11 protein-coding genes and 1 pseudogene are annotated in these 15,748 nt (G+C 36.2%); 5 read left to right on the forward strand and 7 right to left on the reverse strand.

Annotated features, from left to right (window positions below; translation table 11 throughout):
- Nucleotides 1-491: 491 nt before the first annotated feature.
- The 3 genes and pseudogenes from ACTNEP_RS01535 to ACTNEP_RS01545 form a co-directional block, all read right to left on the reverse strand.
- Nucleotides 492-1,343 (reverse strand): AraC family transcriptional regulator, encoded by an 852-nt coding sequence (locus ACTNEP_RS01535; protein ID WP_441159779.1) that lies wholly within the window; start codon nucleotides 1,341-1,343, stop codon nucleotides 492-494.
- Nucleotides 1,344-1,462: 119 nt separating this feature from the next.
- A pseudogene (gene nagE, locus ACTNEP_RS01540) lies at nucleotides 1,463-2,926 on the reverse strand (N-acetylglucosamine-specific PTS transporter subunit IIBC).
- A 551-nt stretch (nucleotides 2,927-3,477) separates the two neighbouring features.
- On the reverse strand, nucleotides 3,478-5,640 hold the full coding sequence (locus ACTNEP_RS01545; protein ID WP_441159780.1) for a glycoside hydrolase family 18 protein: 2,163 nt from the start codon (nucleotides 5,638-5,640) through the stop codon (nucleotides 3,478-3,480).
- Between the two features lie 277 nt (nucleotides 5,641-5,917).
- Between ACTNEP_RS01545 and ACTNEP_RS01550 the strand changes: the two genes are divergently transcribed.
- The 4 genes from ACTNEP_RS01550 to ACTNEP_RS01565 are packed head-to-tail and all read left to right on the forward strand — an operon-like array spanning nucleotide 5,918 to nucleotide 9,859.
- Nucleotides 5,918-7,015, forward strand: a complete 1,098-nt coding sequence (locus ACTNEP_RS01550) for an amidohydrolase/deacetylase family metallohydrolase (protein ID WP_441159781.1) — start codon at nucleotides 5,918-5,920, stop codon at nucleotides 7,013-7,015.
- Nucleotides 6,993-8,096, forward strand: coding sequence for a DgaE family pyridoxal phosphate-dependent ammonia lyase (locus tag ACTNEP_RS01555; protein ID WP_441159782.1), 1,104 nt, complete (start codon nucleotides 6,993-6,995; stop codon nucleotides 8,094-8,096). The genes ACTNEP_RS01550 and ACTNEP_RS01555 overlap by 23 nt, the downstream gene beginning before the upstream one ends.
- Nucleotide 8,097: 1 nt before the next feature.
- Nucleotides 8,098-8,850: a 2-dehydro-3-deoxy-phosphogluconate aldolase gene (dagF, locus tag ACTNEP_RS01560; RefSeq protein WP_441159783.1), complete on the forward strand. Its 753-nt coding sequence runs from the start codon at nucleotides 8,098-8,100 to the stop codon at nucleotides 8,848-8,850.
- Nucleotides 8,843-9,859: a sugar kinase gene (locus ACTNEP_RS01565; RefSeq protein WP_441159784.1), complete on the forward strand. Its 1,017-nt coding sequence runs from the start codon at nucleotides 8,843-8,845 to the stop codon at nucleotides 9,857-9,859. The genes dagF and ACTNEP_RS01565 overlap by 8 nt, the downstream gene beginning before the upstream one ends.
- Nucleotides 9,860-9,925: 66 nt before the next feature.
- Here ACTNEP_RS01565 and ACTNEP_RS01570 read toward each other — a convergent pair whose 3' ends face one another.
- From ACTNEP_RS01570 to ACTNEP_RS01585, 4 genes are all read right to left on the reverse strand, one after another.
- Nucleotides 9,926-10,654 carry a YesL family protein gene (locus ACTNEP_RS01570; RefSeq protein ID WP_441159785.1) on the reverse strand — a complete coding sequence of 243 codons (729 nt, stop codon included), beginning with the start codon at nucleotides 10,652-10,654 and terminating at the stop codon, nucleotides 9,926-9,928.
- Nucleotides 10,655-10,692: 38 nt separating this feature from the next.
- Nucleotides 10,693-12,339 carry an extracellular solute-binding protein gene (locus tag ACTNEP_RS01575; protein WP_441159786.1) on the reverse strand — a complete coding sequence of 549 codons (1,647 nt, stop codon included), beginning with the start codon at nucleotides 12,337-12,339 and terminating at the stop codon, nucleotides 10,693-10,695.
- Nucleotides 12,340-12,408: 69 nt separating this feature from the next.
- Nucleotides 12,409-13,305 (reverse strand): carbohydrate ABC transporter permease, encoded by an 897-nt coding sequence (locus ACTNEP_RS01580; protein ID WP_441159787.1) that lies wholly within the window; start codon nucleotides 13,303-13,305, stop codon nucleotides 12,409-12,411.
- Between the two features lie 22 nt (nucleotides 13,306-13,327).
- On the reverse strand, nucleotides 13,328-14,287 hold the full coding sequence (locus ACTNEP_RS01585; protein ID WP_441159788.1) for an ABC transporter permease: 960 nt from the start codon (nucleotides 14,285-14,287) through the stop codon (nucleotides 13,328-13,330).
- Between the two features lie 399 nt (nucleotides 14,288-14,686).
- Here ACTNEP_RS01585 and ACTNEP_RS01590 point away from each other — a divergent pair, with 399 nt between their 5' ends.
- Entirely contained in the window at nucleotides 14,687-15,643 is a 957-nt protein-coding gene (locus tag ACTNEP_RS01590) for a lytic polysaccharide monooxygenase (RefSeq protein ID WP_441159789.1), read from the forward strand.
- Nucleotides 15,644-15,748: the final 105 nt, after the last annotated feature.

Genomic DNA, 15,748 nt, shown 5'->3' on the forward strand with positions numbered 1-15,748 from the left:
ATATTATTGATCAGCTAAACGAAAACCCTTTCATAAAACTTCGATGCCCTAGCCTCCTTTCCATTTGGTATATCAACATTATTCCTTCCCTTCACTTAAGGTATATTAAAACTAGATTCCTTCCTCTAGCAATAATATCAATTGTTGTATGTGTTAATACCTCGGTTTTAAAAAATAAAGCTGAAATAGTGAAGATTCTAAACAGAAAACAATAAGAAGTTCTTATTAATCTATATTATTTTTTCAACATGTTGTACAAAGATGTTCTACACAAAATATAAATATATGAAACTTATCGAACGCTAATATAACTTTCATAAAGACAACAAATAACCGACTTTTCTTTTACAAAAGTCGGCCATCTATAAAAACGTATAATCCACTCTTTTATTTATTCAACCTACCTAGGAAAGGAAACAATATGCTACCACTTAAGCACCTATACTTACTAAAAAAATGTATAAACATATAATTATGTGAAACTAAACTGGTTAGGATAGTTCTACCTTATTTTCTTTCCCATACATATCTCGATATTTCTTAGGGGTAATACCTTCTCGCTTTTTAAAGGTAGATATAAAGTAACTAAGATTATTGAATCCAACAAGAATCGCTACATTTTTTATCGGTATTTCAGGGTTCTGAAGTAATATTTCCTTTGCTTTTCTAATTCTAAGTTGGATTAAAAATGTATAGGGACTTACTTGAAACGACTTTTGAAACAATTTATTTAAATATTGGGAGCTTACATTTAATTTCTTTGCCATTTCGTCTAATGTAATATCCTCCGCATAATGAACTTCAAGCCATTCCACAATTTTCCGTACTTTATCATAAAGATAAGATAGGGATGGTTGGCTATTTACTTTTCCATACTTTTTCAACTTCAGCAAAAAATTATACAGATAGATCGATAAATCTATCTTTGAAAATTCTGAATCCGACTCCATTTTCTGTAACATTTCTTTCATCATTATATCTACTTGTAAATATGCTACATTTGTATATATACTAGAATGGTTCATATCTAATGCGTCCAAAATAGATACAGCTGATTTTCCCCCGAATGTAATATAAATGGTAGACCACTTTTTTCCTAGCGAATAATACATGTGAGGTGTATATGGCTTTAATAATATTCCTCTGCCTTTAGATAAAACATAATCCTGACCTTGAAATGAAAACCGACCACTCCCCTCAACTGTTTGCAGCCAATGATAGTATGGATATCCCTCTGGTCTGTCAAAATCCTGCTCATACGGATTGTAGCCGACACTCTCCACGAATAAGGGAAAAGATCCTTCCGTTGTAATGTACTCATATCTAACTTTTCTGTTATCCATTTTCCACCAACTCTTTTAGTAATTTGATGATTCTATCATTTATTCCATCTGTTTTTCTTAGAAAAACTGCTTATCACCAAGAACTTTTGGGGGCACCTTGAACCTAGATACTATACCAATTAATTATGCTTATCATTGCGTATTTTTTTGATTTCATCTGTCACAAATTGTACCTGAGTCCCTACAATAACTTGAATACTATTTTTCCCTACAATATGGATACCGGGTACACCAGTATTTTTTATTCTTTGTTGGTCAACTGCTTCCATGTCTTTTACGTCAAGTCTTAATCTGGTAACACAATTATCGAGCGCGATAACATTTTCATCTCCACCAAGTCCTGCATAAATTTCTTTCGCCATGGTAGATAAATGGTCACTTGAAGAAGAGTGTTCATTTACATTATTTGTTCGGTCTACATCGTCCTCTCGCCCCGGTGTCTTGAAATTAAATTTGATGATTAGGAGTCGGAATAATACGTAATAAATTACCGCTATGATTAAACCTTGAACAATTAACATATATGGCTGATTGGCTAATGGTAATCGTGAACTTAATACAAAATCGATAAAACCTGCACTAAATCCAAAACCGGCTGTCCAATCAAATGTAGCTGCCACTGCCATCGAAATACCAGTTAGCGCTGCATGAACAACATATAGAGCTGGTGCTAAAAACATAAACGAAAATTCTAAGGGTTCTGTTACCCCTGTAAAGAATGAAGCAAAGCCAGCTGCTAATAATAAGGAAGCGGCTGTTTTCTTTTTCTTTGTTTTAGCAGTATGGTACATTGCCAATGCTGCAGCCGGTAGACCAAACATCATGACAGGAAAGAAGCCCGCTTGGTACATACCTGTAACACCTTTCTCTCCTTGACCAGACCAAAAATTGGCAATATCGTTAATACCTGCAACATCAAACCAAAATACGGAGTTCAATGCATGATGAAGTCCAGTCGGTATTAATAAACGATTAAAGAATCCATATAAACCGGCTCCAATAGCATCTAAATCAAGAATGGCCTTACCAAATGAAACTAATCCCGAATAAACAACTGGCCATATAAAGAATAGAACTGCAGAAATAACCAAACTTGTAATCGCTGTCATAATTGGCACTAAACGTTTACCACTAAAAAAGGCAAAAGCATCCGGTAATTTCACCTGACTAAAACGATTATACATAATAGAAGCAGTAATTCCTGAAATAATTCCAATAAATTAATTCTCGATACTACCAAAAGCAGCATTTACATTATCTGGATCTGTATCTTGTAACAATGCAACAGAATCCGTTGATAGCAATGTCGTCACGACCAAATAAGCGACTAGCCCACTTAACGCAGCCGAACCATCCTTATCTTTTGACATACCAAAAGCAATACCTACTGCAAATAGAATGGACATACTCTCACCAGAAACAATAGATTCTCCAGCTTTAATCAAAAAAGCAGCGATGACATTTGCTTCTCCCCATCCTTCTGGATCCATCCAATAACCGAGGCCCATTAATATCGCAGCAGCTGGCAAAACAGCAACTGGTAGCATTAACGATCGACCGATATTCTGTAGATACTTCATCACCATTATTAATTCCTCCTCCTAATAATACTGTACATACTTCGCTAGTTCGAGTTCTTATTTCCCATAGTTATACCTATTGATTGCATCATTTATAGAAAACTACTAGTTAATATTTCTATTTCAGTAGTTTCCTATGAACCATGCTTAGCCTTTATTAAAACTAGACTAACACTTATCGTTTTAGTGATCTATACCTTATGTTCACTTAATTTTAGACTATATCAAAAATATATGTTAAATAGTCTCGAATAATGAACAAAAAAGGTTAGGATAAAAGAGTTGTGAAGGAGGGAAAATCCGAACATTAATATCTGTCTGCTCGTGCTTTGGCAAGATACTTCACTTTCCCTAGGTACGGTTTCATCTAACCTCGTAAAGAAAACCCGCTTTGCAAAAGGGATCTTTAAATGGTGTACATTTCAAAAATCAGGGTGATCAAGTGTTAGCGTTGGTCACAGGACGTGACCATGGTTAGTTGACTCTCAGGAAGCTGATGCACTTGTTCAGATCCTTATTTGCCCTATTTCGTTTGATCCTAGTCTCTTTTGACTTTAATCATGTTTTCGAAACCTTGATAGAAAGAAGATCATTCCACTTATTGCTACTAATAGCAAGCCAATTACCATATAATTATATAGATTGGTAGCAGTATCAGGAAGACGTTGCCCTTCCAATTGCTCATTTTGACTGTTTAAGGATAGCGCTTTATCATTATCTTTTTTCTCCATATCAGCGGTGTTGCCTTTTTTCTTCTTACCTTTAGGAGGCTCGCTATTAATACCTTTTTTTATCTTTTTTTCATCTTGTTTATTATCATCTGATGGTTGTTTAGGGGTGCTACGCTGGAATACGCCATATAAACTGAAATGAGATACATTAGCCATTACTATTTGTTGTACTTTATCGTATGCAACATCTATCTCTTGCTGTTTTTCCCCGTTATCATCCAGCAAATAAACAGCCAGTCTATCCCAATTTTCTATCTGATTTTTATCTACTGAAAATATCAATTTAATAGAATGCTTATCAAAATTGGAAAGCAATTGATCACCAGATAAAATAGTTAAGTCATATATAGGACTAACATGATTATCAAACTTTCTCTTTATCTTCTCCTCTGCTTCAGCAAATTGGAAGGTAATATTTTGCTCTGTCTGTATCAATGCAACGGGCACTTCCATTACTATATCTCGATAATGGATTACTAATTCACTGTCTTCTTGTAATTGTTCAATAAGAGAAGCATTAAATACTAGCTTTTCAAAATGATTGGGATTGTTAAAAATATACTGATTGTTATCAAGTGTTAATTCACTCATATCTCTAATCGTTCCATCATTAGGTGTAGGAAGAGGAGGTACTGTTTTATTGGTAAATTCGTTAAAAATGACAGACAATAATCTACTATCTCGATCTGCACTCAATTCCCAAATCATCGCTCCACCGAGTTGAAGATTTTCTGCATAGGCTACTTTTTCGGCTATGGATTGCTCATCATCATAGCTAATGAATTCTCCTGTTTCTTCATTAAATAAATAGGGTACTTTGGAGACATCATTCCAATATGCAACATATTGATCATCTGTTAATTTATGTTGAATAATATCGTCATAATCATAGACACCTGCTTCCCAAGTCCCATTTCCTGCACCTTGACAGTTGTGATAATACCCACCATTCGGCATAGCCTCCGTATTATCACAACTAGCCCATGAACGACCATAAAAAGGTAATCCCATTACTAGCTTATTGGCGGGTACACCAGCATGTAAATGTCCTTCAATTGCTGTTGCTACGTTAAATACCTCTGTACCAGGTACCCCTGCTTCACTTGCAGCTGGATCTGCAAATAATGGCGCATTATGTGCACTGGTAGATTGCCAGCTTCCATTGAAGTCGTATGTCATAATGTCAATAAAATCAACTATTTCAGCAATCTTTGCCATTTCATTATTTTCTAAATAAGACGGATTAGCACTAGAAGCAATTGCTAGCTCATATTTTTTACCGTCCTCTTTCTCCGCTTTATCTAGTTCCTTTCGAATCTCTTGGAGCAACAAGGTATGATTTTGCTTATCTTCTGGGCGGTGAATATTTCCTTCATGTCCACCACTTACAGGGTATTCCCAATCTATATCTACACCATCCATTTCATACGTTCTCATAAAAGCCACTGCTGATTTTGCAAAAGTTCTCCTTGTTTCATCTGAAGCTGCAATATTGGAGAAGTTTTTTGAGAATGTCCAGCCCCCTATCGATAATAAGGTTCGTAATCCAGGGTTTTCATCCTTTAATATAGCTAAGCCACCTAAGTTTCCATAAAAATCTCGGTCCCAATCTTCCAGTTCATCCTCCGTTAGTCCCAATACATTAGGATTTTGAAAATCTGCCCATGGATCAGCGGAAACTACTGTGCCGTTAGGAACCTCTTCACAATCCGTTGCATCTGAATGACCTTCGCCCTCCCAACAATAATCTGCAAAGGCATAAACGATATGCGTTAACTTACTAGCATCAATATCTATTACTTGAAAATCTCTCCCATATGTGGACCATTGCGTATAATATCCAACGATCCGATAGTCATTTCCAGATTCTGCTGCAGTAATTTCTTCTTTTGTCAGAAATAATAAGCCAACAGCAACTATCATCATTCCGATACAACCTGACACTAACCACTTCACAACATGTTGACACTTTGCTTTTACTATCACTCTTTACCTCACTCCTCAAATAGATTAATAGAATACATGTTGTTGTGAGCAATCTACCTTCTTATTAAGATTAGATGACTATACCTCTATACAAAATTAAAGGATATCTAAATGTATGTCAATATATTATATATCGATTTATTTTTAGAGCCTATTTATTTTAAATGAAAAAACGACAAAACTTTAATTAATCGAGCTACATAATCTTGAGAATAAAGCTCATTAGGTATAGACATCTATACTTAAAATTGGTATTCTTTATGCAAGGAGGGATTTTATGGCCGATTCGTATGTACTTCAAAACGTACAATTCGTCTCAAGACAAAGAGTGGATATTGTTATTAAAAAAGATCGAATTGCCGAAATTACCGAACCTGGTAAAGGTATCGCGCAAAAAAAATTCGATTATTCTGGCTGTTATGTATCGAGCGGATGGATTGACCTACATGTCCACGCAAATAAAGCGTTTTATCCATACGGGGATGTAATTGACGAGATTGGGATCAAACAAGGTGTGACAACCATTGTCGACGCTGGAAGCTGTGGGGCAGATAATATACAGGATCTCTTACATGAACAAAAACGGTATAAAACCAATGTATATGCCTTTTTAAATATTTCATCAATTGGGCTTACAAGAACGGATGAATTATCTAATCTGAAATGGTTAGAAGAACAGAAGGTTGTTGACGCAGTCACACTATACCAAGGAAAAATAATTGGGCTTAAAGCAAGAATTAGTAAAAGTGTTGTGAAGAATAATGACATTGTTCCATTACAAATGGCTAAACAGTTTTCTCGTCTTACCTCCCTACCATTAATGGTACATATCGGCTCAGGACCACCAAATATTAGTGAGATTTTAAGACTTTTAAATAAGAAAGATATTGTTACTCATTTTCTACATGGTAAATCGAATAATCTATTTCCAAATGGTAAACCGCTCCCTGATCTATTACATGCCATCCAACGAGGAGTACTGTTAGATGTTGGCCATGGAAGTGCTAGTTTTTCTTTTCAAGTTGCCGAATCGGCAAAGAAACATCACACTTATCCATTTTCAATTAGTACAGACATTTATCGTGAGAATCGAGTAAATGGTCCTGTCTATAGTTTAGCTAATGTTGCCAGTAAATTTCTTTATCTTGGTTATTCATTAGAACAGGTCATTGATGCTATTACTGTACAACCAGCTAAAGTAATTGGGAAACCTTATTTAGCGAAGATAGATACGGGTAATATTGCTGACCTTACCTTATTTACGGTACTTAACAAAGAATGTGTACTCGTCGATTCCATCGGAGAACAGAGAGTAACTAATCAACTGATCGAACCGAAAGGAGTTGTAAAAGATGGCGAACTCATTACATACTAAATACGGATTAAAGCGAGTCATTAATGCAAGTGGAAGAATGAGTATTTTAGGGGTATCAGCACCAGATGACAGTGTGATGGAAGCAATGAAAGCAGGAGCTCAAAACTATGTCGAAATAGCTGATTTAGTAGATAAAGCGGGAAGCTATATAGCTAACCAATTAGGTAGTGAAGATGCAGTAGTGGTTAATTCAGCCTCCAGTGGCATCGCTATGGCTGTTGCAGCTCTCGTAACAAAAGGAAATAAGCATCATAGTTTAAAACTTCATCAAATAGATATTTCAGAAAATGAAGTTATCTTATTTAAAGGACATAATGTTCAGTATGGTGCCCCGGTCGAAACCATGATTCATTTAGGGGGTGGAAGATTAGTAGAAGCAGGCTATGCCAATGAAGGTAGAATAGAACACTTAGAAGAAACGATTAACGACAACACATGTGCCATTTTATATGTCCAATCCCACCATGCCGTTCAAAAAAACATGATAACGGTTGAGGATGCATGGGAAGTAGCTAAGAAATATGGAATACCCTTTATTATTGATGCTGCTGCGGAGGAAGATCTACGAAAATATGTGTCCTATTCTGATCTTGTTATCTATAGTGGTTCAAAAGCGATTGAAGGACCGACCTCCGGAATCGTAGCAGGAAAGAAACAATACATCAATTGGGTAAAATTACAATCATCTGGAATTGGCAGAAGTATGAAAGTTGGTAAGGAAGCCATTTTCGGTTTACTTCAAGCAATCGATAATTTCTTTAGGAAACAAGACAAAAGTCAGGAGGAACTAAACAATTTGCAAGCCTTGCAGATATTAAATGAATTAGATGGAATAGCCGTTGAAATTGTACAAGATGAATCGGGCAGGAAGATATACAGAGGAAGAATTAGGATTAACCCTGCAAAGGCGAGCATGACAGCTGAAGAAGTAGTTACCGCATTAAAAATTGGAAAGATTGCTATCTATACAAGAGATTACGGAGTGAAAGAAGGCTTCTTCGATATTGATCCACGGCCATTACAAGGAGATGATATCGAGATCATCATCCAAAGAATACAAGAAATTTTAGGGGGAAACTAATATGAATTCCATCTATCATCATTTTTATAAGGATCGTGTAGCTATAAATGTGCTTGCCAACAGTATTAAAAATGCAAAGGAAATCTACCAAGCTGCTGAAAAATATGTATTGATAGGTGTACTAGCAAAGGATTATCCAACCACAGAAAAAGCAATAGCAGCCATGAAAGCTTATGGTAAAGAAATTGATCATGCAGTCTCCATAGGACTTGGAGCAGGAGACAGTAGTCAAGCACCAGTTGTTGCTGCCATTGCAAAAAAATATCCAAGCAAGCATATTAACCAAGTATTCCCTTATATCGGCCATACTAAAGCAAACACAAACAATGAAGATTGTTGGATTAATGCCTTAGTATCACCAACAGGAAGAGTTGGTTATGTTAATATTTCGACAGGACCAATCAGTGAAAAGACTGAAAAAGCAATGATTCCTGTTAAATCTGCTATTTCGTTAGTCCGAGATATGGGAGGAAGCGCACTCAAATATTATCCAATGCAAGGTTTAGCCACCATTGAAGAATACATAGCAATTGCAAAGGCTTGTGGAGAAGAAAACTTTGCATTAGAACCAACCGGCGGCATAGATAAAGCAAATTTTACCGACATATTAGACATTGCCTTATCAGAGAAGGTACCATATATCATACCTCATATTTATTCGTCTATTATTGACAAAGATACCGGCAAGACCAACCTAGATGATGTGATCTTTTTAGTAAAACAAATGAAAAAGCTGGTGGATAAATATGACTAAAAGAATTGCTGCATTCGGCGAAGTAATGATGCGATTGCAAGTACCTGGATATGAGCTTCTAACACAAGCAAACAGCTTACAATATTCTTTCTCGGGTACAGGTGTAAATATTGCGGGTAGTATCAAAAGCTTAGGATATAAGAGTGCACTAATCACTACAATACCCGATAATCCACTTGGGGATGCTGCTATATCCCATATACAAAAGCTTGGTATTTCCACTGATTATATTATCCGATCTGGTAAGTATCTAGGTATGTATTTTTTAGAAAATGGACTTGGTGCTCGCCCTAGCCGTGTCACCTATTCCAATCGCCTAGAAAGTAGTTTTAATACTGCAAATATGAGCAACTATCCTTTTCAGCATATTGCAGAAGAAATTGATTTATTACACTTATGTGGGATTACACTTGCAATGAATGAAAATGTTCGAAGGCAAATGGTTCGATTAGCGAATGTCGTGAAAGAACGCGGTGGTACCGTACTTTTTGATTGTAACTATCGTCCATCCTTATGGGGAAATAACGGGCACACAATAGCTAAGCCACACTATGATACCCTGTTACAAATCGCTGATATCGTCATAATGAATGAAAAAGATGCTGTTTTTACATTAAACTATCCCTCTTCTCATCAGGATCGCGAAAAACAATTGGAGGAACTCCTTCCTAAAGTAGCGGAAGATTATCAGATAGCAATGATAGCAGGTACACATCGCACCCTTCATCCTGATGCTTCTCAATCGATTAAAGGATTTTTATATCAGTATGGAAACTTTCATTATGCTCAACAAGAAAAATTTCATGTTTTAGATCGAATCGGGGCAGGTGATGCCTTTGCAGCAGGAATTATTCATGGAAAGCTGGAGGGCTATCCCCCTGAGCAGACGGTCCAGTTTGCTACCGCTTCATGCATGTTAGCTCATACCATCTCCGGTGATACGCCATTGTCAACTAAACAAGAGATATTACAAGCTGTTAATAGCGAAATTAGCGATGTTATTAGATAGCAGATAAAGAGCTTAGTTTTCTGTAAGAAGGGTTTTAAAAAAAGCATAGCCGACCAATTAGGTCGATTATGCTTTCTTGGGGTTCCATTGTTGTTCTTCTTCATTCGTTTCGTTCATTCTTTTTGCTCTTAAAAAAATGAAATAATAGCCGATAAAACAAATTACTGCCGGTAGTATTCCACCATATAATACAAGAAATACTGGATGTAGAAAATATAAAATATATAAACAAGCGCCGGAAACTCCAATAACCGAAATGGTGTAATGAGGAAAACCAATACTCATTATCAGTGCTTTTTTGATAGATGAAAAAAATGTAACATTAAAATGGACACTGTCTGCAAAAAAATAATTAGTAGATGCTAATAAAAACACAGTAAACACAAGATACAAATAAGATAATGCAGACCCTAGTTCAATCCCTGATAATTGATAATTGTATATCCAAACAAACCAAATAACTGTTATCGTTATCCCACCTACTAAGCTGCGCAGATAATTTTGTTTATATGCCTTCACATAATAAAACAAAATGCTATCATCATTCTTATTCTGAAAACGTCTTCTAATCACTGCAAACATGGCAGTAGTAGCAGGAAAGAAAATAAAAGGGAGTAATAACAGCATGATGGTGATAAGCATATACAACTCATTCATACTGTTTACAGTTAGTGCCGTCAACACAAGGTAAACAATTGGAAAATTAAAAATTAGCCATAACATATTGACCTGTAGTAATTTCATCATCCAATAGGAAATTTGATAAAACCTCCCTATCATTCCCATCGATTCCATGCCGCCTTACTCCCTTCTTTCTATATTTAAATTTTTCTTTATTCACCAGCCATAGTAGCTAAATTTTCTTGCCATCTTTCACTTTGATAGTCAAGTAGCTGCTGATATCCTACATCTTGAGCCATTGCTTCCGCTTCTGCCATAACTTGTTCCACTTCTTCATCACTTTCGGCATAAATTGCTTTCGCACGTGCTTCCTCAAAGATTTCTCCTATACGTTGCTGTATAATCCCTTCCTCACTTTCCGGGAGTGGACTAATATTCAAATATTGCGTGGCATCATATTGTGTTTCCCAAGTAATAGTGTTTTGCCAATGAGTTGTCCAGTTGCGATGTTCCTCTGGTAAGGTTTCTTCAAATTTTGCCTTTGCAGTATCTAAAAAGTTCGAATTTCCATTCCATTGAAAATTAGCTGTATCTTCTTCTACCTTAGCCAAGCCTTCTGGATCTTCATAATATTTTTCAGTAAATTGTGGGAATCCGTCTTCATCAAAGCCATCCCAATATTCACCCTCAGGACCAAATATTAATGACGATTGCCCTTCAGGCCCTGTTAACCAATCTAAGAATGCAAAAACTTTCTCCGGATCTTCTGCACCTTTCGTAATTACACTCACATTCCAACCCATCATATTATAAGAGCCTGGATAAATTTCATTTGGATCTAAACCGTCTTTATGAATCGGTTCGACAAAGAAATAACCACCATCAGGATCTTCTTCCACTAAATTATAGTGACCTGTTCTAGCGTGGTCTGTCGGACTTGCAGATGCAAATACAGCAATGTTACCTGATGTTACTTTTTCAATAACCATATCTTGATCCTGTGTTAATGCATCCTGTGTAATTAATCCTTCACTAAATAATTTACTCACATATTTTAGTGATTCGATATAATTTTCATCGGTAAAAATTGATGTTAGCTGATCGCCATTTGGTACAGCTACATTATTAATATTTGCCGGAGATTCTCCCTCAGCAAAAGCAGAGTATAATACATTGATACCCTGGCCATCTATACCTGTTTCAAATGGAATGACATCTGGATAGTTTTCTTTCACTAATTGTAAGTACGCATATAAGTCATCTGTCGTTTCTAGCGGTGGAGATCCTAAATCTTCGTAAATTCCTTTATTCACTACATATCCTGCATTACCAAAAGGTTTGGAATTGTACCAATTGGGGAATTGATATAAATTTCCGTCGTCTGCACGGAGTAAATTAATACCCTCTTCACCGAACCAATCTCTTAAATTCGTATATTTATCAAGATAGGGATCAAGAGGTACGAGTGCTCCACCTTCTAATAATCGATCAACAGACGCCCCACGGTCTGTCCAAATAAAGTCAGGCAAATCATCACTGGCAATCATGGTTGTTAATTTTTGTTCTGCATTCCCTCCACCATCAATCGCTGTTATATCTACTTGTTTATTTTCTTTTATCCAGGCAGTAGCCACATCATCTCCCCACCCAGGCATGGTGTACCAATCATAATTACCAAACATCGAAATCTCTAATGGCTCTTCCCCTAATACAAACGGCTCATCTCCTCCTGTTTCGGAATCATTCGTCGCATCTTCCTCTGCATTATCACTAGTATCAGTATCAGAACATCCAGCAATAATACCAATAGTCAATAAAAAGGCAAATAACAGATACCAGTGAAAACGTCTTTCTTTCATATCATCCAACCCCTTTTTCGAATAAATTTATTTATTTAAAGCATATAGCCTTAAACCATCTTCAAGTTACTACTCTTTCAATGATCCGATTAATACGCCTTTTACAAAGTGTTTTTGCACAAATGGATAAACTAAAATAATCGGAATAGTGGCAACCATCATTGTTGCCATTGATAAAGATTTACCCGTAACCTTCGCCACATTAGACATGTGCGATAGAGCCCCAGCATCTAGTTGGCTCATTTGCGATGTTACCGTATTGGAATTCAATACTTGGCGTAATAAAGTCTGGATTGGTATCAGATTCTCTGAAGAAATATAAATACTTGGGTAAAACCAATCATTCCAATGGAACACAGCAGTAAAGAGGGATAGCGTAGCAATAACTGGCCCTGATATCGGTAACACGATTCGAAAGAAAATTTGCCAATTTCCGCAACCATCTATCATAGCCGATTCTTCTAATCCTTTAGGCAATTGCTGAAAGAAAGTACGGAAAATAATCATGTTCCAAACTAATACTAAAGTAGGGATAATCATTGCCCAAAAGGAATCCATTAGTCCTATTCCTCGAACAAGCAAAAATGTAGGGATTAATCCACCACTAAAAAACATCGTTAATAAGCAAAAGATCATAAAGAATTTTCTACCAATCAACTCTTTTTTTGATAAACCGTACGCTAGTAAAGCTGTTACCAAAACAGATAGAAATGTTCCTATGACGGTTCTTAAAACAGAAATAAAGAAGGCATTAAGTAGTCGTTTATCCTGAAATACAATTTGATAGTTTTCCAATGTGAAATCTCTTGGCCAAAACGTTACACCACCAAGCATCGTATCCTGTCCACTGTTGAAAGAAATAACTAATGAATTCCAAAATGGATAAAATGTTACAAAACCTAGTAAAATTAGAAAAATGTAAATGAAAACGATCATTATCCGGTCACTAAATGTCGGTTTTATCATATGTTCCACCTCTTCTCGTTAATTACCAAAGACTATTACCAGTTCTTCGTGCAATATAGTTTGCTAACGTTAACAAACCTACACTTATGACGGCTTTAAATAAACCGATTGCTGTTGAATAAGAATATCTCCCACTTCCGATACCTACGCGGTAGACATATGTATCAATTACATCAGAAACGGATCGTAATATAGCAGAATCCCCTAAGATCAATAAATCTTCAAATCCAGCATTCAATAAATTTCCAACTTCCAAAATAAAAAAGATAATAATAATTGGTGTAATAGAAGGGAATGTGATTAGAAAGATTTGCTTAAAGCGACTTGCTCCATCTAGTGCGGCAGCTTCATATAACTGTGGATCAACTCCTGCAATTGCTGCTATATAAACAATCGAAGCAAAACCAATCGATTTCCATAGATTAGTAGAAACAATAATAGTCCAAAAGTATTCAGGTATGGAAAGAAAGCTGATAGGTTCGTCTATTAATCCTGCTTTTTCTAAAGCAATATTTAAGCTTCCATTATCTGTAGATAATATAGACATCGCAAACCCTGCAACAATAACCCAAGATAAAAAGTGTGGTAAGTAAGTAATCGTTTGTACCGTTCTTTTGAACGCCATATTTTTTACTTCATTTAACATTAAAGCCAGAATGATTGGAGCAGGAAAACAAATTAAAATCTTCAATCCACTTATAATAAAAGTATTTCTCATAATTTCCATAAAACGCGGATCGGAAAAAAACATTTCAAAATGCTTCAATCCAACCCAAGCACTGCCCATCATTCCTTTAAAGATGTCATAATCCTGGAATGCCATTAAAACACCATACATCGGTATATAGTTAAAAACAAATATGAATAATAGACCCGGAATTACCATCATTTGTATATCAAATTGGCGAAAATACCTTTTGAATATACTTTTTTTCTTATTAACATGGATATTTTTTTTGACAATCTCTGACTTTACTTCCATGGCACTACCCCCTTTTAGTCTTGTCTATACAAAAAAAAGAAAACATAAATCCCTTTACATTCATGAAGTATTTATGTTCTCTCTGACGAAGATATAAGATGTATTGTATTGGTTAAGATAACTATACCAATTTACAAAATAGATTGCAATCCCTTTTTAAAATTTTGTTAAAAATAACAATTATCCATAAATATTGGTATATTTTTAGACTTTATCGCTAAAAAGCTCGATGGTTTTGAACTAACTATTGATTTGTAACCCTAGATTCTATAATATATATAAGTGTAAGAGTCCATTTTTGGAAGAAAAGGAGGTGAAAATCAAAGATAGTGCTCTTACATTTATTTTTAACTTAACAGGTATAGACTTCTAGTATTATTATCAAGAGGAGGAGAAAGAATGAGTGTTAAGACTAGTAAGATTGATTATTTTAAAATTTTGTTTATGGTTGTCGGATTATTTATTGTGTCGTTAGCCTTCACCACCATTGTCTCTGCTCATGGGTATGTAAGTAATCCCGAAAGCAGGGCACTGTTATGTGCAAATGGGGCTAATGTGGATTGTGGGGCTGTTGTGTACGAACCGCATAGCCTAGAGGGGCCAGGTAACTTTCCTGAAGCTGGCGCACCTGATGGGCAGATCGCCAGTGCTGGTGGAGTCTTTCCTAAATTAGACGAACAATCAGAAAACCGCTGGGCAAAAGTGCCGATGTCAAGTGGCGCCTTTACCTTTGAATGGACATTAACTGCTGCACACGCTTCATTCAATTGGGATTACTACATCACAAAAGTTGGATGGGATCCAAATTCTCCATTGGAACGCTCAGATTTTGAATTATTTTGTTCCTATAATGATAATGGGCAACGTCCTGATTTCACGTTAACACACGATTGTGAAATTCCACAACGATCAGGATATCATGTCATTCTCGCTTATTGGGAAGTAGCAGATACGGCAAATGGTTTCTATCAGGTCATTGACGCTAACTTTGATGGAGAGTTTGAACCTGGAAATCCTGAGGAGCCTGGTGAACCAAGTGATCCTGAACCTGAAGAACCTGGGAACACACCTGAATGGGATCCAAATGCCGTTTATTTAAACGGTGATCGAGTTTCTTATAATGGAAATGTGTATCAAGCAAAGTGGTGGACGCAAGGGGATACCCCAGGTGAAGCAGATGTTTGGGAATTGGTTAGTGGGGACACCCCTGAACAGCCGGAAGTACCTGAATGGTCTAGTACCACTACATATAATAGTGGAGACCGTGTTACCTATCAAGGTGTCTTATATGAAGCACTCTGGTGGACACTAGGTGAAGCACCAGACATAAGCGCAGTCTGGGTTGTAGTGAACTAAAACTGACATCATGCAAAATAATATAACTAATCCTCCAACGTTTATATAATTAAACTACCCCTGTTTCAGAAATATGATACAGGGGCTTTTATATAAAGTTACCTC

It is taken from the genome of Gracilibacillus sp. HCP3S3_G5_2, from assembly GCF_052063305.1.
Taxonomy (GTDB): domain Bacteria; phylum Bacillota; class Bacilli; order Bacillales; family Amphibacillaceae; genus Gracilibacillus.

Bases quoted from the DNA above. Each gene is read 5' to 3' on its own strand.
- ACTNEP_RS01535 (WP_441159779.1), bottom strand. From the start codon at position 1,343: ATGGATAACAGAAAAGTTAGATATGAGTACATTACAACGGAAGGATCT.
- ACTNEP_RS01550 (WP_441159781.1), top strand. From the start codon at position 5,918: ATGGCCGATTCGTATGTACTTCAAAACGTACAATTCGTCTCAAGACAA.
- ACTNEP_RS01555 (WP_441159782.1), top strand. From the start codon at position 6,993: ATGGCGAACTCATTACATACTAAATACGGATTAAAGCGAGTCATTAAT.
- dagF (WP_441159783.1), top strand. From the start codon at position 8,098: ATGAATTCCATCTATCATCATTTTTATAAGGATCGTGTAGCTATAAAT.
- ACTNEP_RS01565 (WP_441159784.1), top strand. From the start codon at position 8,843: ATGACTAAAAGAATTGCTGCATTCGGCGAAGTAATGATGCGATTGCAA.
- ACTNEP_RS01570 (WP_441159785.1), bottom strand. From the start codon at position 10,654: ATGGAATCGATGGGAATGATAGGGAGGTTTTATCAAATTTCCTATTGG.
- ACTNEP_RS01575 (WP_441159786.1), bottom strand. From the start codon at position 12,339: ATGAAAGAAAGACGTTTTCACTGGTATCTGTTATTTGCCTTTTTATTG.
- ACTNEP_RS01580 (WP_441159787.1), bottom strand. From the start codon at position 13,305: ATGATAAAACCGACATTTAGTGACCGGATAATGATCGTTTTCATTTAC.
- ACTNEP_RS01585 (WP_441159788.1), bottom strand. From the start codon at position 14,287: ATGGAAGTAAAGTCAGAGATTGTCAAAAAAAATATCCATGTTAATAAG.
- ACTNEP_RS01590 (WP_441159789.1), top strand. From the start codon at position 14,687: ATGAGTGTTAAGACTAGTAAGATTGATTATTTTAAAATTTTGTTTATG.